The following is a 21,652-nucleotide window of genomic DNA, read 5'->3' as shown; positions in this document are numbered from 1 at the left end:
TTCAGAGTGCCCTGAACATCACTAGGGCGTCGACAGCGCCAAGTCCCGGATGCCGAAAGGCGCTCGGGAGCCGGCCAACCACATCGAAGCCGAGGCTCTGCCAGAGCCGAATGGCTCGACTGTTGGTCGAAACTACGAAGTTGAATTGCATCGCCGAGAAGCCGTGCGCGCGTGCTCGATCGAGTGCGTGTTCGCCCATGGCCCGGCCGAGGCCGCGTCCGGCGGCAGCCTCACCGGTCATGAAGCCGCAATTGGCGACATGGGACCCGCCGCCAGCCTGATTGGTACGCAGGTAGTAGGTACCGAGCACCCCCCGTCCTGCTCCGCCACGAAGGTCTCGCGGTCCGCGCCGGTCCAGTAGGCGACGGCATCGGCCTGGCTGAGAGTCCGGTCCAGTGCGTAGGTCTCCCCGGCTCGGATGGTCGGCACGATGATCCGGGCGATCGCCCCGTGGTCCGACGTGCGGGCCGGTCGTATCGCCAAGCTCACCCGAACTGTTCCCGCAGGATGCGCTCGTCGAGGCTGTGTCCGGGATCGTGCAGGAGCACGAGCTCGGTGGCGCGGTCGAGGGAGGTCTCTACCGTGCACACCCGGCGGAACTCGGTGTGGTCGGCCACCGCCGCCACCGGGCGATGGGGGGCGTCGAGCACGTCGATTCGGATCCGGGCGTAATCCGGCAGCAGCGCGCCCCGCCAGCGCCGGGGGCGGAAGGCCGAGATCGGAGTCAGCGCCAGCAGCTTCGCGTCGAGCGGCAGGATCGGGCCGCCGACCGAGAGATTGTAGGCGGTCGAGCCCGCCGCCGTGGCGACCAGCACCCCGTCGGCGATCAACAGGTCCAGCCGGACATGCCCGTCCACGGCGATCTTCAGCTTGGCGGTCTGATGCGTCTGGCGCAGCAGATAGACCTCGTTGATCGCCCGCGCCCGGTGGCTGCGGCCCTCGGTGTCGATCACATCCATCACCAGGGGGTGGATGACGCTGCGCTGGGCGGAGTCCAGGTGCTCCAGGAGGTCGTCGTCCCGGAACTCGTTCATCAGGAAGCCGACCGTGCCGCGGTTCATCCCGTAGATCGGCTTCGGGTGATCCATAAAGCGGTGCAGCACCTGCAGCATCAGTCCGTCGCCGCCGAGCGCCACGACGACATCCGCCTCCTCGGGTGGGACATGGTCGTAGCGCCGCATCAGGGCGGCGGCGGCTTCGCGGGCGTAGCCGGTGGGGCTCGCCACGAAGGCGATTTTTTTAGATGACGGCATGGTGTCAGGCGCCGCTTGGCGGGCGCGTCGGGGTCGCGTCGGGGGTCACGTCACGGCTCCAGTCTGATGAGCGAACCGCCCGGTTGACGTCGGTGCCCCGCATGCGTCTGACTCCTCAAGCACATGCGCGATCCAGGAGGCATAGCATGGAGCGTCCGCTCCTCGTCTACACCACCTTTCCCGATGCCGCCTCCGCGCTGAATATCGGCGAGGCCCTGGTGCGCGAGCGGCTGATCGCCTGCATCAACGTCCTGCCCGGGATGCTGTCGGTCTATAGCTGGAAGGGCGCGGTGGAACGGGGCGAGGAGGTCGCGGCCATCCTCAAGAGCCGGGAGGGTTTGGCCGATGCCCTGTCGGCGGCGCTGAAGGCGCGCCATCCCTATGAGACGCCGATCATCCTGCATCTCCCGGTCGCCGGCGCGGACGCCGACACGGCGGCCTGGATCCTCGCGCAGACGCAGCCTGCCGACGCGGCCCCCGCGGCGCCGTCGTCGTCCTGATTGATGCGGCCGCGATACCGCGTTGCGATAGAGCCCGAACGGACACGAATACGGGCCTTCAATGCATTCATTGAGGGATGAATCGGGATGTCCGCAAATCGCCTGCGGCGACAATTGACTTCGTGAAAATTCAATGCTGAATTATCATCGCGCCGTAAGTCGAATACGGCTTCATGACTTGCGGTGGCGTGCGATGAAAGGATTGATTGCAATCCTTGCGATCGGATTCGGCATCCCGGCCGCGCAAGCCCTGGAGGCCGACGAGGTGGTCGGGACCTGGCGCCTCGTCACCGCCACGCGGAAAATCGTCGAGACCGGCGAGGTCATCGATGCCTATGGCGGCCCCAAGCCGAATGGCTGGATCACTTATGGTCGCGATGGGCGGATGATGGTCGTCTGCGCCTTCGAGGGACGCGCGCGGCCCGCCGCCAACGACACGATGTCCGACGCGGACAGGATCCACCTGCACAAGACCTTCTTCGCCTATGCGGGGACGTACCGGTTCGAGGCCGACCGCGTCACCCACAGCATCGACACGTCCTGGAACGAGGCCTGGACGGGGACATCCCAGGTCCGGCAGGTCGAGCAGAAGGGACGGCAACTGGTCTACACGACCACGCCGTTCAAGTTCAACGTTGACGGAAAGCTGAGCGTCATCACGTTGGTCTGGGAAAAGTACCCCTGATCTTCAAACTCGTGGCTCTATAGGGAGGACGACATGCCCCGAATGTATGGTCTGCCGGCGCTGGTTTTCGCCGCCGCCCTCATGCCCGGCCTGTGCCGCGCGGAGGCCCTGGAAGCCGATGCCCAGAGCGCGGCGACCAAGTGGGACGAGGCCTACAACCGCGACGACATGGACACGCTGGGCAAGCTCTACACACAAGACGCCATCGTCGTCACGAAGGGCGCGACCCAGACCCGCGACGGCATCCCAAAATTCTTCTCCGGCCTCAAGGCGAAGGGCTGGGACGACCACAAGACCACGGTGAAGAACGCGGTCGCGAAGGACAACCTCCTGATCGTCTCGGGCCGCTGGGAGATGACCGGGCCGGTGGACGGCGGCGCCAAGAAGAAATTCGAGGGCAATTGGGTGAACGTGCTGGAGCGCCAGAAGGATGGTTGGCGGACGGTGCTGCATACGTGGAATTGAGGGGCGCCTCACCCGCCCTGATCGATCAGCCCGAGGCGCGGCACGATGGTGTGTCGCTCGATCACCGCGCCCGGGGCGATCACGGCGTTGGCGCCGATCCGGGCGCCGTTGCCGACGAGTGCCCCGAATTTGCGGGTTCCGGTCTCGACGAGACGGCCCCCCAACCGGAGGAGAATCGGCCGGTCCGGTGCCTCGTTGCGGTGGTTGGCGATGATTGCGCCGGCTTCGAGGTTCACGTTCGCACCGAGGATGCTGTCGCCGACGAAGTTGAAATGCGCGGCCGCCGCGCCCGCGAACAGGAACGCGGATTTCAGCTCCGCGCCGGGGCCGACGATGCAATCCGCTTCCAGCCAGCATCCGCCGCGCAGGTAGGCTCCGGCCGCGACGAAGCAGCCCGGGCCGATGATCGCCGGCGGCTTCACGGTCGCGCCGGCTTCCACGATCGCCTGCGCGTGGATCGCGATGCCATCCGTGACCCGGTAGGTCCCGTCGAGGCCGGCGATGCGTTCGGCGACCAATGCCGCCGCCCGGGCCGTGATCTCCCAGGGGGCCAGGGCGAGCGCGCCCAGCCAGGAGGCGGGATAGCGCGCGATGAGGTCGCGCAGGTCCGGAAGGTCGTCAGCCATGGTCGGTCCTGGAAACGCGGCGGTGATGATCGGCGGCGCGGCTCGCGATCTTGTCAGCCCGCGTCACGTGACGCCAGCCGCCTGCGCCGAGAGAAGCGTTCGAGATCTGAGTTCATAAGAAGGCTCGAAGGCACGAATTCGGCGCGAATCACGCCAAGATATAATTTGGCAAAATCCAGAATTTCAGAGATTTAATTGGCTATTACTTTTAGTATTACAGGCGGATAATTTGGAGCCGTCGGAGTCTCAGACTATAGGGCCTGCGGCGTCGTCTTCGGCGCCGTGAATTCTGGGACGTCGAAACCATGATGTCATTCAACAAAGCCGGCCGCATCGCGATGGTGCTGCTGGCTTCCGTCGCGAGCGGGACGGGCGTCTCGGCGGCCGGCGGCAAGCCGAGCGAGCCGCTGATGACCATCGAAGCAGCTCCGTCGGGTCCGGCCGGCCTGACCGCGGCCAATCCGCCGGCGCTGCGCTATGGGACACTCTACGCGGACGCCAAGGGCCAGAGCCACGTCCAGTATTGCGACCTGAAGAACTTCATCTTCAAGAGCTACGCACCGCCCGCGGCCCCGCAATATGTCGGCTTCCCGCCGGGCGAGGTGGCGTCGATCAAGTACGCGATCCTGCCGGTCGGCTATGTCGGCACCTGGCACACCGCTCCCGGCCCGCAATGGGTGATCACCCTGTCGGGGCGCTGGTCGGTGGAGGCCACGGACGGCTCCGTGCTGGAGCAGGGGCCGGGCGAGGTCGAGTTCAACGCCGACACCGGATCGACCCCGCAGGGGCCGGAGGGTCATGTCGGGCACCTCACCCGTCAGGTCGGCGACGTGCCGAACGTCCAGCTGATCGTGTCGCTGAAGCCCCGGAAGGGGAAGCGCTCGACCGAGCCGTGCCAGCCGACCGCGCGGTGATGGCCGGGCTTGCCTGATCGCTGACGTAAACAATCCGGCGGATACGCTCCGCCGGACCATCGGAAAAAGCTCAGGCGCCGCTGACCGGGTAGGTGCGGCCCTTCCAGGTGGCCGCGCCGGCCCGGACGCCCCGCAGCAGCACGTTCCACTGGATCGCCAGCGCCACCAGCACCGCGGCCGGGTGGAGCGGGATCGTTGCCAGCGGCGCCCGGACCGCCAGGGTGATCGCCGCCCGGGTCGCAAGCGACAGCGCCCACGCTGTCGCGGAGACGATCAGGGTGAGGGGCGGGATCAGGCCGATCAGGCCGGCCAGCACGAGGAGCGGCGGCAGGATCTGGCCGCAGCCGAGGAGCAGGGTCCAGACCGGCAGGGCGCGGGGCGTGGCCATGCCCTCGTGCGCGTTCTTGGAGAAACCGGCCCAGGCCTCCGAAAAACCCCGATACATCCGGCAGGTCGCGAGCCCCGTCCCAGCGACGAGATCGGTGCGGTAGCCGGCCGCACGCAGGAGCCGGGGTAGGCGCACGCCATCGTGAAGGAAGCCGCGGATGGCGCCGTGGCCGCCGATCGCTGCGTAGGCTGCGCGCTCGAACAGGATGAGCTGCCCGCAGGCCGCGCCGAGCGCCGGATCGGGGCGGCGGCGCATCAGCGGCACCGGCAGGAAGCCGACGAGCAGAAAATCGATCATCGGCACGGTGAGCAGCTCGCCCAGGGTCTCGATGCACTGCCGGGGCACGCCGCTGACCAGGGCCGCGCCGACACGCCGGGCTCGGGCGGTGAGCGACGCCGCGGCCTCGGGCTCCAGGCTGACATCGGCGTCGATGAACAGCAGGTGGCGGCCATTGGCGAGCCCGGCGATATGCGCACAGGCGTGGTTCTTGCCGGTCCAGCCCTCGGGCAACGGCGGCACCGGGGCGACGCGCAGGCGCGGGTCGCCGATCGCCCGCACGATCTCGGCGGTGCCGTCCGTGGAATGGTCGTCGCCGACGATCACCTCCACGGGCACGGCCGTGCTGGCGAGCGCGGCCCGCACGGTCTCGGCGATGTTGCCGGCCTCATTACGGGCCGGGATCAGGATCGAGACCAGGCCAGGATCCGCCTCGGGGGTGGGCCGGCGCAGGGCGAACAGGTTCACCGCCGCCAGCACGGCCGGGAGCAGGGCGGCGATCAGGCAGAGCAGGGCCAGGGCGGTGGGGATCAGGTCGGTCATCGCCCGGGCTGAGGTAAGGCGCCGCCGGCTGCCGGCATCGCGCGCGGGCAGAAAAACATCATGCGGCCCGATCGTGCCCGTCGGCGGCGTGATGGGCTGGATCGAAGCGGCGGCCAGCCAGCCGCGCGGCGAGGCGTCGCCAGAGATCGTAGACCCCGCCGACGCCCTTGCGGCCCGCGACCAGGGCTTGGAAGCGCTCCGGCTCGCGGCTGATCACGTCGGCGCTCAGACGGTCGAGGGTCGCGGTCAGATCGGCCTCCAGGCGGGCGAGCCGTGCGGGTCGCGGCAGGGCCGCCAGCTCGGCGCCGGGTATCCCGGGCCCGAAGGCCACGAAGGCCTCGGCGCCGCGCTCGTCCCAGAAGGCGTATTCCAGGGCGAGGGGCACGAACAGCGCGTCGGGGGCGAGTTCGGCGAGGCGTGCCACGCCCGGACGCAGGCCAAGGGGCCGGACCCGAACGTCCACGAACTGGCCCTGCGCGGTGATCCAGAGGGCCGTGCCGGAGCGTGTCAGGATCGCCCGCGCGGCCGCCAAGAACTGAGCGGCGCCCCGGGGGCTGTCGAGATCGACCCCGAAGGCCCCGATCCGCTCGAACACCCGGTAGCGCGCCAGCATGGCGGCGTCGAACGGTGCCCGGTTCTCACGCCCCGGGTAGAGCCGGCCGGACAGCACGATGATCACCGCGGCATCCCACCAAGCGGGGTGGTTGCAGTAGATCACCAGCGGGCCGGGATGTGTCGGGGCCGGCTGTTCGCTCCAGAGCGGCATCCGCAGGGCGTCGAAGTGCCGATACAGGTAGCGCTCGAACCACGCTTCCATGAAGCGGCGGATCAGGGGCGAGACTGGACGCAGGGGCGCGGGTGGCGAGGAGCGCACTATCCATTCCCTCGCGGAAGGCCGGATGCGACGCGGGTCCGCTCTCCCGTGTGGGTGAGCGGATTCACAGAAGGACGTCTGGATCGCCCTGGGCGGGACGAGGAGTCTCCCCAAGTCAGACGCGCACCCTCCCTCCCTCCTCTGCGGGGGAGGGTGGCCCCCGAAGGGGGTCGGGAGAGGGGAGCGCGGGTGCAGAATAGAGCGTCGCCCGTCGTGCCGGGCGCGTCCTTGTCTGAACCCGGGTCCCCTCTCCCGACCCTCGCTGACGCGAGGCCCACCCTCCCCCGTAGAGGGGGGAGGGAGACGCACCCGAGGCCGGCCTTTGCCTTAAACCGGCAGTGATAAGCGAACACCGTAGCCCGCCCCGCCGAAGGGAGGGGAGGTGGCGGGTTTGATGTCACGCCGAGGCGCGCAGCGTTCCGCGCGCGTCCTGGTCGTGCGCGTCGGCGGCGATCCAGCCGGACATCATCACCATCGGCATGCCGGGCCCGGGATGAGCGGCGCCGCCGGCGAGGTACAGGCCGCGCACCTGCCGCGAGCGGTTGCCGGGCTTGAACGCGCCCATCACCCGCCCGTGCGAGGCCAAGCCGTAGATCGCGCCGTTGAGCACCCGGTAGCGCTCGTGGATGTCCTGCGGGGTCAGGTGGCGCTCGACGACGATGCGCTCCTCCAGGTCCGGCATGCCGGCGGTGCGCTTGAGCTTGTCCAGGATGGTCCGGCGGTAGTTCTGGAACAGAGGGCCGTCCGGGCGCCAATCGTGGTGTGGGCGCAGATACGGCGTGTGCACCAGGACGTAGAGGGCCTCGCCACCCTCGGGTGCCACGCTCGGGTCGGTGGAGGAGGGGGCCGCGAGATAGGCGGTCGGGTCCGGGGCCGGCTCGCCCTTGTTGTAGATGAAGTCGAACTCCTCCTCCGGGTCCCGGGAGAAGACGAAGTCATGGTGGTTCAGGTGCTCGTAGCGCTTGTTTAGGCCGAGATAGAGCACCACGCCCGAGCAGGCCGGCTCGGGATTCTTCTTTTCGTAGGCCTTGCCAGCGGCTCCGCCGACGAGCTCTCGGTAGGTGCGGACCGAATCCATGTTGGAGATTACCGCGTCGAACGGCGTCACGCCCTCGGCGGTGCGAACGCCCCGGACCGCGCCGTTGGCGGTCTCGATCCCGGTGACCTCGGTGTCGGTCTTGCAGGTCGCGCCGAGTTCCTGGGCGAGCTTGGCCAGCCCTTCCGCCACCGCGCGGGTGCCGCCCATCGGGTACCAGACGCCGTCGGCCATCTGCATATGGGCGATGGCGCAAAGCACCGCCGGCGCGCCGTAGGGTGAGGAGCCGACATATTGCACGAAGTGGTCGAGCATCTGCGCGAGCCGCGCATCCTTGACCTTGCCGCGGATCGTCGAGGCGACCGAGGCGTGCATGCGCAGGGACAGCACGTCGCGTAGCGTGCCGGGATTCATGTTGGCCCGGATGTTGATCGTGTCGAACAGGTCCTCGACCGGCTTCCAGAAGAAGAATTTTTCCGAGACCCCGTGCAAGTGCTCCGAGATCGAAAGGAATTTCTTGTAGCCGTCGCCGCTGCCGGGGGCGAAGCGATCCATGTCGCCAGCCATCCGCTCGATATCCTGCATCAGGTCGATGCGGCTGCCGTCGTCGAAGAAGCAGCGCCATTGCGGGTCGAGGCGGCGCAGGTCCATGTAATCGTGGACCGAGCGCCCGGCCTCGGAGAAAATCCGCTCCAGGACCCGCGGAACCGTCAGGATGGTCGGGCCCATGTCGAAGCGGAAGCCGCCCTCATGCAGCACCGCCGCCTTGCCGCCGAGCCAGCCGTTCTTGTCGTAGACCGTGACGCGGTGGCCCCGCGCGGCGGCCACGCACGCGGCCGCGAGTCCGCCGAGCCCGCTGCCGATCACGGCGACCGTCGAATCCTGGCTCATCCTGAAAGGTCGCTCCCCGGGCCCGTCTCAGCGTTGCCCACATGGTGAAGCTAGACGCAGGGCCCGGCGGGTCAACGCGCCACCCGGTCGCGGCACCGGCCGGTCAGGGCCTGTTCGCAGACAGCTGGGCCAGGAAGTTACCGATCTCGCGGCGGCGAAGGGGCGCCTCGAGCACCTCTGGGCCGAGCCCATGGCGCCAGGCGAGGCGGCGCGCCGCCTCGCGATCGTCGCCCTGCAGGCTTGCGATCTCGTCGGCATAGGCCGCTACCGCGTCCGGATCCTCGGCGAGGCCGGCCTCGACGATCGCGGTATCGCAGAGGCGCAGCATCGCGCCGACCTCCTCGAGGTCGAGTTCCGGGTGGTACTGCGTGCCCCAGAACCAGCCGGCCCCGTGCCGGATCTCGATGGCCTGGACGCCCAGCACCCGGTTGCCCGCCAACACCCGGGCCCCCGGGGGCGGCTCCAGCACCGCGTCCGAGTGGATCGCCGGCGCGTCCCAGACCGCTGGCCGGCCGGCCAGCAGCGGATGGGTGCGGCCCTCCTGGGTCGGGGTGATCGCCCGGGCGAAGCCGTATTCCGGCCCGCGCGGGTTCTCGGCCGCATGTCCGCCGGCGACGGTGGCCGCGACCTGGACGCCCCAGCAGGATCCGAACACCGGCAGCCCCGCCTCCAGGGCCGCCCGCATCAGGTCGAGCTGGCGGGTCACCGCCGGTGTGCCCTCGGAGACTTTCAGGGTCGATCCGGTAAAGATCAGCCCGTCGAACTCCGACAGGTCTTGGGGGAGTGCCGCGTCGGCATCAGCCGGGTTGAGGAAGCGGCAGGTGGTCTCGGGGACGAGGTCCTGGACCACCACGGCATAGGATTCGGCCGATGTCCGGCCTGTCGCACCAACGTGCCGTTCGCGGGCCGCCCGATCGTTGCCGTCGGCGATGAGCAGGCGGAGCATAAGTATCTCACAATGTGCAGAGGCGGACCCTGCCCGATTGGCCGGGCCGTGTCCGGGGACGGCTGGTCGCAGGCGCGGCGCGGATCGTCGCGGCGTGGGTCGATCAGGCTGTTCGCCGCGCAACCAGGCCCAGCGCCAGCCCGAGGCCGCCGAGCGTCAGCACGCCCAGGACCGCGAAGGCGGGCGCCGCGGAGCCGAACCCCTCGCCGAGCGCGTTCTGGTAGGCCTCGATCGCCCAGGCGTTCGGCGTGAGCCAGCCGGCCTGCTGCAGCCAGGGGGGCATCAGGAAGCGCGGCACCATCGAGCCGCCCACCGCGGAGAGCAGCAGCACCCCGAAGGTCGAGGCGAGATGGGCCTGCTGGCGCGAGGCGGCCAGCGCGCAGGCGGCGAGCGCCAGGCCCGCGGCCATGGCCGAGACCAGCAGGCAGGCGGTGAGGAAAGCCGGCCAGTGCGGGCCGATCTCGACGCCATAGAGGAGCCCGGCGGCTAAAAAAATCAGGCCGGCCTGGACCATGCCCTGGAGGGTCAAAAAGCCGAACTTGCCGAGCACCACCACCGGCAGGCCGCCGGGGCCGGCCATCAGGCGCTCGGCGATGCCGGTCTCCCGCTCCTCGACCAGTGAGAGCGCCCCCTGCATGGCGGCAAACAGCAGGAACACCGCGGTGATCGCGCCGGCATAGTAGCTCACCCGGGCGTTGGCGGTGCCGGCGGTGGTGCTCTGCCGCTCGACCAGCGAGGCGAAGCTGAACGGCTCCTTCTTGGCCCGTTGCTCGGCGAAGGCCTCGTCGAGGAAGCGCCGCTCGTCCGGGCCGATTTTGCCGGTGCGCTCCACGTCGGCGACGATGCGGGAGAGCACCACGTCGGGCAGCGCCTCGTTCAGCACGCGCTGGAGCTGGCCCAGGGCGATCGGCGTGGCGAGCGCCTTGGCGGGGTTCTCGACCAGCACCACCGGCTGGTCCGCGGGGCCGGGCGGGGCGTCCGCCGGGGCGGCGATCAGATCGCCCCGGAGCGCCAGGGCCACGTCGACCGCGCCGGAGCGGACCGCCTGGGTCACCTCCGCCAGATCAGTCGCCGGCAGGCGGGTCACCCGCAGGGACGGGTCGGCCACCAGGGCGTCGGCGAGGCGCTGCGTGGCCGCCGTCCGGGCGAAGTCGGCGAGGCCGAGATGGATGCGGATCCGGTCGCCGGTCGCGCCGGAAAAAATCGCGGCGAAGATCGAGAAGATCACGGTCGGCAGCACGAAGGCCATCACCAGGGCGGCGCGGTCGCGCAGGAGGCTCAGCGCCATCACCCGGAACGCGGCGCCGATCATCCGGCCGCTCCCGCCCGGCGCGGCTCGGAGGCCGCGCGCTCCGCGACTTCCCGGGGCCGGATCGCGTCGAGATACAGCGCCTCCAGCCGCGGGGCGCGGACCCGCACCTCGGCCACCGGCACGCCCTGCGCCCGCAGCGAACCCAGCAGGGCCGCCCCATCGAGGCCGGAGCGCTCGACCGAGCGCCAGACCAGGCCGTCGGGCTCAGCCGGCACGAAGCCGCTGCGGCGCAGCACGGTCTCCGCGGCCGCGTCCGCCGGCAGGGCGAGGCTCAGCTCTCGTTCGGGCGCACCGACCCGCAGCTGCGCCAGCAGGTCGGCCAGACGCCCTTCGCGCAGGATCCGCCCCTGCGCCAGGAATGCGACCCGGGAGGCGAGGCGCTCGGCCTCGGCGAAATCGTGGGTGGCGATCAGGATCGCGGTGCCTGCGGCCTTCAGCCGGTCCAGCACCGCGTGGATGGCCGCCCTTGCGGCGAGGTCGACGCCGCTGGTCGGCTCGTCGAGCAGGACCAGACTCGGCCGGTTCATCAGGCTCGCCGCGATGTTGACCCGACGCCGGTAGCCGCCGGACAGGATTCCGACCGGGCGATGCGCCACGTCGGCGATGTCGGCCATCTCCAGGGCGGCCGCGACGGCGGCGCGCCGGTCCCGCCGGGGCACGCCCGCGAGCTGGCCGAAGATCCCGAGATTCTCCGCCACGGTAAGGCGCGGATAGAGGGCGATTTCTTGGGGCACCCAGCCGATGCTCCGGCGGGCGCGGCCCTCCCGGAACGGGTCGGCGCCGGCCACCCGCACCGTCCCGGTGCTGGGCGCGAGGCGGCCCGCGACGAGGCGCATCAGCGAGGACTTGCCGGCCCCGTTCGGCCCGAGCAGCGCCAGGGTCTCGGCGGCGTCGAGCGCGAGATCGACGTGCTCCAGCACCCGCCGTCCCCGCAGATCGAGACCGACGTCGGCGATCCGTACGAGGGGATCGCTCACTCGGTCACCGCTTCGGCAAAGCGCGGGCGAGGCGCACCCGCACCGAGGCGCCGGGCTCCTGCAATGCGAAGGCCGCATCGGAGAAGTCCGGCCGCGCCCGGCGCGCGACGGCGCCGGAGAAGCCGTAGGGTTCGAGCGGCAGGCCGAGCCCGGTGCGGTCGAGGCGGCCGTTGCCGTTCTCGTCCTGGAAGGCCGCCACCGCGTAGGTGCCGGGGGCCACATCCCGGAAGGTGAACCGGGCCCGCCCCCCGGAGGCCGGCGCCTCGTCGCCCTGCGTGCAGAACGCTTCGGCGAGACCGCCCTGGCACAGGGCCACCCGGACCGGGCCGCCGCTGGGCTCGATCCCGTCGATCTCGACCTGTAGCGTTGCGGCCACGGCCGGCGCGCCCGCGAGCGCCGCGACGGCGCAGAAACCGGCGGTGAGCGTCGCCCGACCCGGCGCGCCGATCACGAAGCCTCGCCGGAGGTCGCCAGCGGTGCCGTGTCCGGGATGCCCGCCTGGGCTGCGGCGCGGGCGCCGGCCAGCTCCTCGATCAGCAGCCGCGCGGTGATGCGGGCGCCCTCGTAGATCACCGGCAGGCCGGAGCCCGGATGGGTGCCGCCGCCGACGATGTAGAGCCCAGGCCCGAAGCGGTTGTGCGGCCGGAAATACAGCATCTGCATCAGGTCGTGGGCGAGGTTGAAGGTGGCACCCTCGTGGACCGCGAAATCCTCCTCCCACTGTGTCGGATCGATGATCCGCTCGTACCGGATCCGGGATTCGATATCCTCCAACCCGAGATGCTTCAGGCGCTCCAGGATCAGGGCGCGGTAGCTCGCCCGGGTCGCCGGCCAGTCGATCCCGGCCTTCAGGTTCGGCACCGGCACCAGGACGTAGAGGGCGGTGTGTCCGGGGGGCGCCATGCCGCCATCGGTGTAGCCGGCATGCTGGACGTAGAGGGAGGGCTGCATCGGCAGCGTCCCCTCGGTGATCTCGCGAATGTTCTTCTCATAGCCGTCGGCCAGCAGAATCGTGTGGTGCCCGAGGCTCTCGGGCACGTTTCCCTCGATCCCGAGATACAGCATGAAGGTCGAGCAGGAGAGCCGGGCCTTCTTGATCTTGGCGTCGCGCCAGCGCGGGCGGTGCCGCTCCGGCACCAGGGCGCGCATCACTTTGGCGAAGTCGCCGTTGATCAGCACCGCGTCGGCGTTGAAGGTCTCGCCGTCCACCACGACGCCGCTGGCGCGCTTGCCGTCGAACACAACCCGCTCGACGTTGGCGTTGAGCCGAAGATCGACGCCCATGCGCCCGGCCAGGCCGGCCATCGCCTCCGACACCGCGCCGCAGCCGCCGACCGGGTGGTAGACCCCGTGCTCGTATTCCAGGAACGACAGGATCGTGAACAGGCTCGGGCAGCGGAACGGCGACATGCCGAGGTATTTGGTCTGGAACGAGAAGGCGAGGCGCACCCGCGGATCCGCGAAATAGCGCTTCAGGTCGCGGTCGACGCTGCGGCCGGGATGCAGGTGGGGCAGGGCGGCCAGCATCGCCGGGCTCGCCATGCTGCGCAGCGTGTGGAAGGCCTGCTGCAGGATCGGCTTGAAGTAGTCGAGCTTCGTCCGGTTCTCGGTGAAGAACGCCTGGACGTTCTTGGCGTCGTCCGGGGCCATCCGGGCGATCTCCGTCTCCATGCGGGCGATGTCGCCGGTCGCGCGGATCGTGCCGGAGATGCCGTCCGAGCCCTCGAACACCAGGTTGTATTGCGGATCGAGCCGCTCCAGCTTGACGTGGTCTTCGAGCCGCTCGCCGCAGCTTGTGAAGATGTCGGCGAGGATCTGGGGATAGAGGAAGAAGGTCGGGCCGATATCGAACTTGTAGCCGCCGGGCGCCGTCACCGTCTTCGTGCGGCCGCCGACCTGGGCGTCCTTCTCGAACAGGGTCACGTGGATCCCGGCGCGGGCCAGCAACAGGGCCGAGGCCAAGCCGCCCGGACCGGCGCCGACCACGGCCACCCGGCGTCCGGTCAGCGCCCGCAAACCATCCCCAGACTGAAGCAACGCCGCCGACTCCCCTCGCAACCCCCAAACCCTATCGGCCAAGCTAGCCTCACATCGGCGCTCGGCAATTGCAGCCCTTTGTCGCGCGTTCGGCGCCCGACGCAAAGAGATGGGTTCAAACGGCCGAAACGAGCCGGCCTTGGCTGCGGGCGATCGTCTGGAGAGCGATCCCCGCCGCAGTCGCCACGTTGAGCGAATCGAAGCCCGGGGCCATTGGAATCCGCACCGGGCGGGCGCGACTGAGCGTCGTCGCGTCGAGGCCCGGCCCCTCGGTCCCGAGGATCAGAAGCACCCGCGCCGGCACGGGGCGGTCACCGAGGGATTCGGACGCTCCGGGGCTGAGCGCCAGGGCCTCGAGTTCGAGCGCGCGGGCCAGGGCCAGCCAGTCCTGCCCGGGGCTGAGCCGGGCGAAGGGCTGGATCAGCGCGGCGCCTGCCGAGACCCGGATGCTCTTGCGGTAGAGCGGATCGCAACTCGCGGCGTCGAGGAGCACGGCGTCGGCCCCGAAGGCTGCGGCGTTGCGGAAGGCGGCGCCGACATTGTCGTGGTTGGTCAGGCCCGCAAGGCCGAGCACCAGCGCCGGTGCGGGAGCCGGCGGCACGAGGGCGGCGGGTTCGGGCTCCGGCCCGCGAAGGCCCACGGCCAGGACGCCGCGATGGATCGGGAAGCCGGTCACCGCGCTCATCACCGCCTTCGCGGCGAGATAGACCGGCGGCTTCTCCGGGCAGGCGGACAGGTCCGGTGCGAGGCCCGGCCAGCGCTCCGGGGCGAGCAGGATCGATTCGGGCCGGAAGCGAGCACGGCGGCCGAGCAGCAGCCGGAGGGTGACTTCGCCCTCGACGATGAAGCGCCCGGCGCGGCCGACGAGGTCGCGCTCGCGCATCCGGGTGTAGGGTTCGAGGCGCGGGTCGTCCGGATCCGCGATCGTCTCCGCGGCGATCGTGTCCCGGGCCTCGTCCACCTCAGCCCTGCTGGCGCTCGGTGCGGATCGCGAGTGGGTCGGCCTCGGCCTTGGTCGGCACCTTCACCAGGGCCTCGCCGTCGAGGACGGTCTCGCCGGCCACCGAGCAGCGGCAGGCGAGACGCGCGCGCCGACGCTCCGGCATCAGCTCCGCCACTGTCACGGTGACGTCGACGACATCGCCGATACGCACCGGCGCGCGGAAATTGAGGGTCTGCGAGATGTAGACCGCCCCCGGCCCCGGCAGGCGGGTGCCGAGCACCGCCGAGATCAGCCCGGCTGTGTACAGGCCGTGGGCGATGCGGGTGCCGAACGGCGTGCGCGCGGCGAAGTGCTCGGACAGGTGGATCGGGTTGCGGTCGCCGGTGATCTCGGCGAACCCGACCACGTCGGAGGAGGCGATGGTCTTCGAGAGGGTTTCCGACAACCCGACCTCGAGATCCTCGAAATAGAGCACGCGCAATTCGGGCAGCATGGCTCGGCAGACCTCCGGTTCCGGCCGGTCGCATCTCTGGCGCAGCCGGCTCAACAAGACCGCGTCGCACGATCGCGCCGCCGAATCCACCCGGACGAAGGCGCAAGAACCTTGGAACTTTCTTGAGGCGCGGACAGGGTTTTCTCAACATCCGCTCGACAGGCGCGCCGCACTCGGCGATGACGCGCCCCGTGACCGCTGACACCGCCGCCCGCCCCGAGCCGCCCGCCCTGCGCCCGGTCGTCGCCCGCGTGGCGGCGCTCAACCTCGGCTATTTCGGCATCGAGATCGCGGTGGCGCTCGCCATCGGCTCGGTGGCGCTGATCGCCGACAGCCTCGATTTCCTGGAAGACGCGGCGATCAACCTGCTGATCGTCGCCGGCCTGTCCTGGAGCGCGCGCAACCGGGCGCGGCTCGGCACCGCCATGGCGTTCATCCTGCTGGTGCCGGCTCTGGCGACGGCCTACGCCGCCTACGACAAGTTTGCCGACTTCGTGCCCCCGGCGGCCCTGCCGCTGACGCTGACCGGGCTCGGGGCGCTCGCGGTGAACCTCACCTGCGCGCTGATGCTCGCCCGGCACCGGTCCGGTTCGGGCAGCCTGACCCGGGCGGCCTATCTCTCGGCCCGCAACGACGCCTACGCCAACCTGGCGATCATCGCCGCCGGGCTGGTCACCGCTCTCCATCCCAGCCCGTGGCCGGACCTGATCGCGGCGGCCGGCATCGCGATCCTCAACGCCGATTCCGCCGCCGACATCTTCCGGGCCGCCGCGGCCGAGCGCCGGGCCGCGAAATAGGCATCCCCATGCGCATCTTTCCGATCTCGGACCTACATCTGGAGCGGCGGCGGCTCGACCTGATCGCGCTGCCCGAGGAGCCGTTCGACCTGCTCGCCTGCCCGGGGGACCTCTACGAGGGGCATCCCGAGCGGGGGCTGGCCGCCCTGGTGCATCTGGCGCAGGGCAGGCCGATCGTGCTGGTGCCGGGCAACCACGAACGCTACGCCCCCACGGGCGACATGCGCACGGCGCCGGAACTGCTGGCGGCTCTGGAGGCCGAGGTCGCCCGGGTGAACGCGCTGGGCGCGCGCATCCACCTGCTCCAGGGCGCGCAGGCTTGTGTCATCGACGGCGTGCGCTTCGTCGGGACGACCCTGTGGAGCGACTGGCGGCTGGCCGGACGCTGGCTCACCGCCGACGCGCCCGAGCGCCCGGAGGATCCGGTCGCCTATGCGGCTGCGCGCATGACCGACCCGGTCACCGGCTCGCGCGAATATCTCGGCTCGATCCGCAAGGCCGATGGTGGGGCGTGGCAGCCCATGGACGCCATGGCGGCGCATGCAGCCGAGCGCGCGGCGCTGCACGACGCGCTCCGCGTACCCCATGACGGCCCGACCGTGGTGGTGACCCATCATCCGGCGAGCCCCCTGGCGGCGGATCGCTACCGCGGCCAGCCCGGCGTGCCCTGGTGGGTGCCGGCCTTCTACGCCAGCACCGCGCTCGACGACCTCCCCGATGCCGAGCGCCCGGAGCTGTGGATCTCGGGCCATTTCCACGCCGGCCACGACCTGCGGATCGGCCGCTGCCGCTGGGTGTCGAACCCGGTCGAGGGTCAGAGCTACCGGGCGGATTTTTGCGTGACGGTCGGGGCGGAGGGCCGGGTTTAAAGCGTCCTCTTCGTCATCCCGGGCTCGCCTGCGGCGCCCCGGAATGGCGGCGTTGTTTATCGGGCGGCCACCTGCATCGCCGACGGAACATGATTCAAGCGATCGCAGTGCGCCAGCGCAGCCCGACCGGCGAAGATCGCCGCCGGTCGGGCCGGTTCGATCGCTTCCAAAAAGATCAGGCGGCGCGGACGGTGGCGAGGAAGTTCCGGACCTCGGCCGAGAGATGCTCGGACTGGCGCGACAGCGCGGAGGCGGCGGACAGAACCTGGGACGCCGCAGCTCCGGTCTCGTCGGCGGCGCCGGCCACGCCGGCAATGTTCATCGTGACTTCGGCTGTGCCGCTCGCTGCCTGCCCGACGTTGCGCACGATCTCCTGCGTGGCCGCCTGCTGCTGCTCGACGGAGGCCGCGATCGCGGTGGCGACGCCGCTGATCTCCTGGATCCGCGCCGTGATGCCGCCGATCGCCGTGACCGCCTGTCCGGTCGAGCCCCGGACCTGCGCGATCTGTCCGGAGATCTCCTGCGTGGCCTTGGCGGTCTGCTCGGCCAGCGCCTTCACCTCGGAGGCGACCACGGCGAAGCCCTTGCCGGCCGCGCCCGCGCGGGCGGCCTCGATGGTCGCGTTCAGGGCGAGCAGGTTGGTCTGCCCGGCGATATCCGAGATCAGTCCGACCACGTCGCCGATCCGTCCGACGACCGTGCTCAGCTCCTGTACCAGCGCGCCGGTCTGGTCGGCTTCGGACACGGCCAGCCGGGCCAGCTGCGCTGAGCCGTCGACCTGCCGGCCGATTTCCTGAACCGACGAGCCCAGCTCTTCCGCGGCGGCGGCCACGGTGTTGACGTTGGACACCGCCTCCTCGGCCGCGGCTGCGACCGTGGTCGACTGGCTGGCGGTCTGGGCGGCGGTGGCGTTCATCGTCTGTGCGGTGGATTGGAGCTCGGTGGCCGAGGCCGAGACCTGGCCGATGATGCCGCCGACCGTCTGCTCGAAGCTGTCGGCCATCTGGCGCATGCCGGCCTTGCGCTGCGCCTCCGCTTCCAGCCGCGCCTGCGCGGTCTCCGTCTCCAGCCGACGGGTCTGGATCATGTTCTCCTTGAAGACCTGGACGGCCCCTGCCATCGCGCCGACCTCGTCGCGCCGCCCGACGGCGGGGATCTCCGTCCCGGTATCGCCCGAGGCGAGCTGATGCATCGCCGCGGTCATGCGTCCGAGCGGGCGGCTGATCTCCAGGACAAGCATCACGACGGCGCCGATCGCCAGGATCGCGGCCAGCGCCAGGAAGCCCGTCATCTGCCGGTGGGCGCGCTCATAGGCGTCCTGCGCCTCCGCCCCGCTGGCCGCCGCCGCCGCACTCTGCTGATCCGACATCGCGACGAGGGTTGCGATGGTCGTCCGGATCGTGTCCGACATCGTGGTGTTGTATTGTTCCTGGGCGCCGACGAGGTCGCCCCGCTCGGCCCGCGCGAATCCATCGGCCTGCTGGTCCAGATACGTCGCCCATTGCCGCTCGAAGGTCTTGTAGAGCTCGCGGGCCGCGTCGGTCTCCAGGAGGCTCGCATAGCTGGCCTGATAGGTCCGCAACTCGGCCAGCCGCCGCTGGATCGAGTCGAAGGCGTCCTTTCTGTGCTCGGCCGACTTCGCCGTCAGAGCACGGCTGCCGTTGACGCGGATCCGTAGGGTCACGACCTGGATGCCGGTGAGGGCCTGCGCCGCCGGCAGGCGGCTGGCGCGCATGTCCGTGGCAACACGATTGATCGTTTCAATGTGGTAGTAGGACAGCGCGGCCAGGCTACAGATCAGAGCAAGCATAACCGAAAAGCAGATGATCAGTTTGCCTTTGATTGACATAAAGTCGAGCATTATACTTCCAGAATAGACTCGCATCAGCGCCCTCTGCGCTCTTCGAATGCTATATAATGATTTCTAAAAATTCCGATTAATCGATCGGCATCGTTTCGCTCGATCGGTCGCCGGGCGTCGTCGATCGCCGGCATCCCGCAGCCCGGCAGATGCTACAAGGCCCGATCCCGGCCATCCGCGCATCACCCGGTCGACGCCTCCCGAGGGGAGGCCGGCCCTCGTTCGAAAGACACGCATGGAAAGCGTCACCGTCGTCCTGGCCCTGTTGCTGTCCGTGCTGGTGAGCGGCGCCCTCGGCCGTCTGGTGCCGCTGCCGCTGCCCCTGATCCAGATCGCGATCGGCGTGGCCCTGGCGCTGGGGCCGTTGCCCAGCACGGCCCTCGATCCCGAGATCTTCTTCCTGGTGTTCCTGCCGCCGCTGCTGTTCCTCGACGGCTGGCGCATCCCGAAGCGCGACCTGTTCCGCAACGGACGGACCGTTCTGGCGCTCGCGCTGGGGCTCGTGGCGCTGACGGTGCTGGGCATCGGCATGCTGATCCACGCCATGATCCCGGGCATCCCGCTGGCGGTCGCCTTCGCGCTCGCGGCCGTCCTGTCCCCGACCGACCCGATTGCGGTCTCGTCGGTCGCCGCGCAGGCCCCGGTGCCGCGGCGTCTCATGCACATCCTCGAGGGCGAGGCACTCCTGAACGACGCCACCGGCCTCGTCTGCCTGCGCTTCGCCATCGCGGCGGCGCTCACCGGCACCTTCTCGCTGTCGGAGGCCGCGACCACCTTCGTCTGGCTGGCGCTCGGCGGCCTCGGCATCGGCGCCGCCACGACCTTCCTGCTGATGGGGGCCCAGGACCTGCTGCGGCGGCGGACCGGCGAGGATCCGGGCCTCCAGATCCTGTTCAGCCTGCTCACGCCGTTCGGGGCCTATCTCGCCGCCGAGCACGTCCACGCCTCGGGCATCCTGGCCGCGGTCGCGGCCGGCATCGCCATGACCTACGTGGAGATCCAGGGGCGCAGCCTCGGCACCACCCGGGTCCGCCGCACCGCCGTGTGGGACACCGTCGCGCTCGCCGCCAACGGGTCGATCTTCGTCCTGCTGGGTGAGCAATTGCCCGAGGTCCTCGGCCACGCGGTCAAGCAGGCCGACGTGCAGGGCGCCGGCTGGCTGGTGGCCTGGGTGCTGGCCATCACCGCCGGCCTGATGGCGATCCGGTTCGCCTGGGTCTGGGTCTCGCTCCACTTCGTCCTGGTGAAGGCGCATCGCCGGGGCGAGCGGCGCGAGGGCCTGACCTGGCGGCTCGTGGCGGCCACGACGCTCGCGGGCGTGAAGGGCGCGATCACGCTCGCCGGCATCCTGACCCTGCCGCTCACTCTCAAGGACGGCACGCCGTTCCCGGCCCGGGATCTCGCGATCCTGCTGGCGATGGGGGTGATCATGACCTCGCTGCTACTGGCCACTACGGTCCTGCCGCCGCTGTTGCGGGGCCTGCGCCTGCCAGCCGATTCCAGCCACGACGCCGAGGAGGATTCGGCCCGCGCCGCCGCGCGCCACGACGCCGTGACGGCGATCGAGGCGCTCCAGCACCGGCTGGTTGAGGAGCAGGAGGATGCGTCCATCGCGGTCGAGGCCGGCGCCCGGGCCATGGACCGTTACGAAGGCCTGGAAGCGCCGACCGGGGCCCCCCGGGAGGGAGGCGGCCGCGCCCGGCAGCTCGCGGTGGCCGAGAAGCGCCTGCGGCTCGCCGGGATCGAGGCCGAGCGCGAGGCGCTCTATCGCCTGCGCCGGTCGCGGGCCATCGACGACGTGGTCCTGCGCCAGCTCGTCCGCGAGGTCGATCTGGTCGAGGCGCGACTGCTGGCCTGGAATCCCGCCGGCCGGGCCCTGTCGACGCCGCGCAGCTGAACCGCGGCGGGCGCGCACGGACTGGACGGAGCCGGCCGGTTTAGTCCCGGCCGGCGGGCGCGACACGTCCAGGGCGTGTCGTTGCACACAGCTTGGCCGTAGAGCCCGGATGAGCCTGGTTCGACCGAGCGTCATACCTCGATCAGCCCCCAGTCACGGGGCTCTGGATCGGGGGTTTCATGACCGGTTTTGGTCTGGGATTACGCGGGATCGCGTTGGCTGCTCTGGCCCTCTACAGTGCGAGCGGCATGAATTCGGCCTACGCTGCTTCCGCGGCCCAGCCCGGACAGACCATCGGCCTGCCGGTGGGCGCGCAGCTCCCGGTCGGCTTGTACTTCGTGAACCTGTCGAGCTTCGGCACGCGCAGCGCGCGGCCGGGCGACACCGCGACGAACGTCAACCTGCCGACCTTCGCCTGGGCGACGCCGTGGGACATCGCGGGCGGGCGCCTCCAGGTCTTCGTCACCCAGCCGGTCGTGGCCGCGATCCTCCAGGGCGCACCCTACCAGAGCGGCATCGGCCAGCCGCTGCTCGCCGCCCAACTCGCCTGGGATCTCGGCAACGATGTCGGCGTCAGCTACTTTTTCGGCGGCTACCTGCCGATCGAGACGCGTTTCCTGACCCAGTCCGCCTCGCTGACCCATCGTTTCGCGATCAGCTACACCGGCCAGGATTGGAGCCTGACCGCGAACTTGCTCCACGGGATCTTCCTCGAGACGCGCTCGCCCTTCGGCACCCTCTACCCGGACTACCTGAACCTGGATCTCACGGCGGCGAAGAAGTTCGGCAAGTGGCAGGTCGGCGCCGTCGCGTTCGGATCGAGCGACCTGCCGACCGGCGTGTCCAGCTACCGGGCCCAGGGCCAGATCGCGGTGGGCGGCTTGGTCGGGTACAATTTCGGGCCGGTGAACCTGCAGGCCTATCTCACCCGCGATGTGGTCCAGCGCAATTACCGCGGCCGCGAGACCCGCGGCTGGCTGCGGGTGATCATGCCGCTCTACCAGGACCCGAACGAGGTCGAGCCGAATCGCACGCTGGTGACGCGCCGGCAGGCCGAGTAGCCGGACCG

At 70.2% G+C, this 21,652-nt stretch carries 21 protein-coding genes and 1 pseudogene; 8 read left to right on the top strand and 14 right to left on the bottom strand.

Annotated elements, in window-relative coordinates:
- Position 1: 1 nt before the first annotated feature.
- Together MKL20_RS31840 and MKL20_RS31835 are read right to left on the bottom strand one after the other, a co-directional pair.
- Positions 2–483: pseudogene (locus MKL20_RS31840) on the bottom strand (N-acetyltransferase family protein).
- Between the two features lie 2 nt (positions 484–485).
- Complete coding sequence (locus MKL20_RS31835) at positions 486–1,253, bottom strand: NAD kinase (protein ID WP_243963165.1); 768 nt, start codon at positions 1,251–1,253, stop codon at positions 486–488.
- 146 nt (positions 1,254–1,399) lie between these two features.
- Here MKL20_RS31835 and cutA point away from each other — a divergent pair, with 146 nt between their 5' ends.
- From cutA to MKL20_RS31820, 3 genes are all read left to right on the top strand, one after another.
- Positions 1,400–1,753 carry a divalent-cation tolerance protein CutA gene (cutA, locus tag MKL20_RS31830; RefSeq protein ID WP_244040036.1) on the top strand — a complete coding sequence of 118 codons (354 nt, stop codon included), beginning with the start codon at positions 1,400–1,402 and terminating at the stop codon, positions 1,751–1,753.
- 193 nt (positions 1,754–1,946) lie between these two features.
- Positions 1,947–2,438, top strand: coding sequence for a lipocalin-like domain-containing protein (locus tag MKL20_RS31825; RefSeq protein WP_244040035.1), 492 nt, complete (start codon positions 1,947–1,949; stop codon positions 2,436–2,438).
- A gap of 33 nt (positions 2,439–2,471) precedes the next feature.
- Positions 2,472–2,903 (top strand): YybH family protein, encoded by a 432-nt coding sequence (locus MKL20_RS31820; protein WP_243963169.1) that lies wholly within the window; start codon positions 2,472–2,474, stop codon positions 2,901–2,903.
- 8 nt (positions 2,904–2,911) lie between these two features.
- Here the strand turns inward: MKL20_RS31820 and MKL20_RS31815 are convergent, their stop codons facing one another.
- The gene (locus MKL20_RS31815) at positions 2,912–3,529 is read right to left on the bottom strand and encodes an LpxA family transferase (protein WP_244040034.1); all 618 of its coding nucleotides are present in this window, start codon (positions 3,527–3,529) and stop codon (positions 2,912–2,914) included.
- Positions 3,530–3,834: 305 nt separating this feature from the next.
- On the opposite strand from MKL20_RS31815, the gene MKL20_RS31810 reads away from it, so the two are divergent.
- Positions 3,835–4,443: a hypothetical protein gene (locus tag MKL20_RS31810; RefSeq protein WP_244040033.1), complete on the top strand. Its 609-nt coding sequence runs from the start codon at positions 3,835–3,837 to the stop codon at positions 4,441–4,443.
- A gap of 70 nt (positions 4,444–4,513) precedes the next feature.
- On the opposite strand, the gene MKL20_RS31805 is transcribed toward MKL20_RS31810, so the two are convergent.
- The 10 genes from MKL20_RS31805 to croR form a co-directional block, all read right to left on the bottom strand.
- Positions 4,514–5,650, bottom strand: coding sequence for a glycosyltransferase (locus tag MKL20_RS31805; protein WP_244040032.1), 1,137 nt, complete (start codon positions 5,648–5,650; stop codon positions 4,514–4,516).
- A gap of 58 nt (positions 5,651–5,708) precedes the next feature.
- Positions 5,709–6,467 carry a lysophospholipid acyltransferase family protein gene (locus MKL20_RS31800; protein WP_244040122.1) on the bottom strand — a complete coding sequence of 253 codons (759 nt, stop codon included), beginning with the start codon at positions 6,465–6,467 and terminating at the stop codon, positions 5,709–5,711.
- A 454-nt stretch (positions 6,468–6,921) separates the two neighbouring features.
- A complete protein-coding gene (locus tag MKL20_RS31795) occupies positions 6,922–8,451 on the bottom strand; it encodes a phytoene desaturase family protein (RefSeq protein ID WP_244040031.1) in 1,530 nt (509 codons plus the stop codon).
- A gap of 103 nt (positions 8,452–8,554) precedes the next feature.
- A complete protein-coding gene (locus MKL20_RS31790) occupies positions 8,555–9,397 on the bottom strand; it encodes a type 1 glutamine amidotransferase (protein ID WP_244040030.1) in 843 nt (280 codons plus the stop codon).
- Between the two features lie 103 nt (positions 9,398–9,500).
- The gene (locus MKL20_RS31785; RefSeq protein WP_244040029.1) at positions 9,501–10,709 is read right to left on the bottom strand and encodes an ABC transporter permease; all 1,209 of its coding nucleotides are present in this window, start codon (positions 10,707–10,709) and stop codon (positions 9,501–9,503) included.
- Positions 10,706–11,686 carry an ABC transporter ATP-binding protein gene (locus MKL20_RS31780; protein WP_244040028.1) on the bottom strand — a complete coding sequence of 327 codons (981 nt, stop codon included), beginning with the start codon at positions 11,684–11,686 and terminating at the stop codon, positions 10,706–10,708. Before MKL20_RS31780 ends, MKL20_RS31785 begins: the two co-directional genes overlap by 4 nt.
- Positions 11,687–11,690: 4 nt before the next feature.
- Positions 11,691–12,137, bottom strand: coding sequence for a DUF2141 domain-containing protein (locus tag MKL20_RS31775; RefSeq protein ID WP_244040027.1), 447 nt, complete (start codon positions 12,135–12,137; stop codon positions 11,691–11,693).
- Positions 12,134–13,723, bottom strand: a complete 1,590-nt coding sequence (gene crtI / locus MKL20_RS31770; RefSeq protein WP_244040026.1) for a phytoene desaturase family protein — start codon at positions 13,721–13,723, stop codon at positions 12,134–12,136. Before crtI ends, MKL20_RS31775 begins: the two co-directional genes overlap by 4 nt.
- A gap of 115 nt (positions 13,724–13,838) precedes the next feature.
- Positions 13,839–14,606, bottom strand: coding sequence for a TrmH family RNA methyltransferase (locus MKL20_RS31765; RefSeq protein ID WP_244040121.1), 768 nt, complete (start codon positions 14,604–14,606; stop codon positions 13,839–13,841).
- A gap of 79 nt (positions 14,607–14,685) precedes the next feature.
- Complete coding sequence (gene croR / locus MKL20_RS31760; RefSeq protein ID WP_244040025.1) at positions 14,686–15,159, bottom strand: MaoC family dehydratase; 474 nt, start codon at positions 15,157–15,159, stop codon at positions 14,686–14,688.
- A gap of 179 nt (positions 15,160–15,338) precedes the next feature.
- Between croR and MKL20_RS31755 the strand changes: the two genes are divergently transcribed.
- Together MKL20_RS31755 and MKL20_RS31750 are read left to right on the top strand one after the other, a co-directional pair.
- Positions 15,339–15,956 carry a cation transporter gene (locus MKL20_RS31755; RefSeq protein ID WP_244040024.1) on the top strand — a complete coding sequence of 206 codons (618 nt, stop codon included), beginning with the start codon at positions 15,339–15,341 and terminating at the stop codon, positions 15,954–15,956.
- An 8-nt stretch (positions 15,957–15,964) separates the two neighbouring features.
- Positions 15,965–16,825: a metallophosphoesterase gene (locus tag MKL20_RS31750; RefSeq protein ID WP_244040023.1), complete on the top strand. Its 861-nt coding sequence runs from the start codon at positions 15,965–15,967 to the stop codon at positions 16,823–16,825.
- 175 nt (positions 16,826–17,000) lie between these two features.
- Here the strand turns inward: MKL20_RS31750 and MKL20_RS31745 are convergent, their stop codons facing one another.
- Positions 17,001–18,686 (bottom strand): methyl-accepting chemotaxis protein, encoded by a 1,686-nt coding sequence (locus tag MKL20_RS31745; RefSeq protein WP_244040022.1) that lies wholly within the window; start codon positions 18,684–18,686, stop codon positions 17,001–17,003.
- A 235-nt stretch (positions 18,687–18,921) separates the two neighbouring features.
- On the opposite strand from MKL20_RS31745, the gene MKL20_RS31740 reads away from it, so the two are divergent.
- The gene (locus tag MKL20_RS31740) at positions 18,922–20,583 is read left to right on the top strand and encodes a Na+/H+ antiporter (RefSeq protein ID WP_244040021.1); all 1,662 of its coding nucleotides are present in this window, start codon (positions 18,922–18,924) and stop codon (positions 20,581–20,583) included.
- Positions 20,584–20,762: 179 nt separating this feature from the next.
- The gene (locus tag MKL20_RS31735; RefSeq protein ID WP_244040020.1) at positions 20,763–21,644 is read left to right on the top strand and encodes a transporter; all 882 of its coding nucleotides are present in this window, start codon (positions 20,763–20,765) and stop codon (positions 21,642–21,644) included.
- The last annotated feature ends 8 nt before the right edge of the window (positions 21,645–21,652 follow it).

Source organism: Methylobacterium sp. E-066, assembly GCF_022829635.1.
In the GTDB taxonomy this organism is placed as follows: Bacteria; Pseudomonadota; Alphaproteobacteria; order Rhizobiales; family Beijerinckiaceae; genus Methylobacterium.
Note: the sequence above shows the minus strand (reverse complement) of the source record. Positions and strands in the feature narration are given on the sequence as shown.

Excerpts from the sequence above, each read along its gene's own strand:
- MKL20_RS31835 (WP_243963165.1), bottom strand. The coding sequence starts at position 1,253 with ATGCCGTCATCTAAAAAAATCGCCTTCGTGGCGAGCCCCACCGGCTAC.
- cutA (WP_244040036.1), top strand. The coding sequence starts at position 1,400 with ATGGAGCGTCCGCTCCTCGTCTACACCACCTTTCCCGATGCCGCCTCC.
- MKL20_RS31825 (WP_244040035.1), top strand. The coding sequence starts at position 1,947 with ATGAAAGGATTGATTGCAATCCTTGCGATCGGATTCGGCATCCCGGCC.
- MKL20_RS31820 (WP_243963169.1), top strand. The coding sequence starts at position 2,472 with ATGCCCCGAATGTATGGTCTGCCGGCGCTGGTTTTCGCCGCCGCCCTC.
- MKL20_RS31815 (WP_244040034.1), bottom strand. The coding sequence starts at position 3,529 with ATGGCTGACGACCTTCCGGACCTGCGCGACCTCATCGCGCGCTATCCC.
- MKL20_RS31810 (WP_244040033.1), top strand. The coding sequence starts at position 3,835 with ATGATGTCATTCAACAAAGCCGGCCGCATCGCGATGGTGCTGCTGGCT.
- MKL20_RS31805 (WP_244040032.1), bottom strand. The coding sequence starts at position 5,650 with ATGACCGACCTGATCCCCACCGCCCTGGCCCTGCTCTGCCTGATCGCC.
- MKL20_RS31800 (WP_244040122.1), bottom strand. The coding sequence starts at position 6,467 with ATGGAAGCGTGGTTCGAGCGCTACCTGTATCGGCACTTCGACGCCCTG.
- MKL20_RS31795 (WP_244040031.1), bottom strand. The coding sequence starts at position 8,451 with ATGAGCCAGGATTCGACGGTCGCCGTGATCGGCAGCGGGCTCGGCGGA.
- MKL20_RS31790 (WP_244040030.1), bottom strand. The coding sequence starts at position 9,397 with ATGCTCCGCCTGCTCATCGCCGACGGCAACGATCGGGCGGCCCGCGAA.
- MKL20_RS31785 (WP_244040029.1), bottom strand. The coding sequence starts at position 10,709 with ATGATCGGCGCCGCGTTCCGGGTGATGGCGCTGAGCCTCCTGCGCGAC.
- MKL20_RS31765 (WP_244040121.1), bottom strand. The coding sequence starts at position 14,606 with ATGCGCGAGCGCGACCTCGTCGGCCGCGCCGGGCGCTTCATCGTCGAG.
- croR (WP_244040025.1), bottom strand. The coding sequence starts at position 15,159 with ATGCTGCCCGAATTGCGCGTGCTCTATTTCGAGGATCTCGAGGTCGGG.
- MKL20_RS31755 (WP_244040024.1), top strand. The coding sequence starts at position 15,339 with ATGACGCGCCCCGTGACCGCTGACACCGCCGCCCGCCCCGAGCCGCCC.
- MKL20_RS31750 (WP_244040023.1), top strand. The coding sequence starts at position 15,965 with ATGCGCATCTTTCCGATCTCGGACCTACATCTGGAGCGGCGGCGGCTC.
- MKL20_RS31745 (WP_244040022.1), bottom strand. The coding sequence starts at position 18,686 with ATGCTCGACTTTATGTCAATCAAAGGCAAACTGATCATCTGCTTTTCG.
- MKL20_RS31740 (WP_244040021.1), top strand. The coding sequence starts at position 18,922 with ATGGAAAGCGTCACCGTCGTCCTGGCCCTGTTGCTGTCCGTGCTGGTG.
- MKL20_RS31735 (WP_244040020.1), top strand. The coding sequence starts at position 20,763 with ATGACCGGTTTTGGTCTGGGATTACGCGGGATCGCGTTGGCTGCTCTG.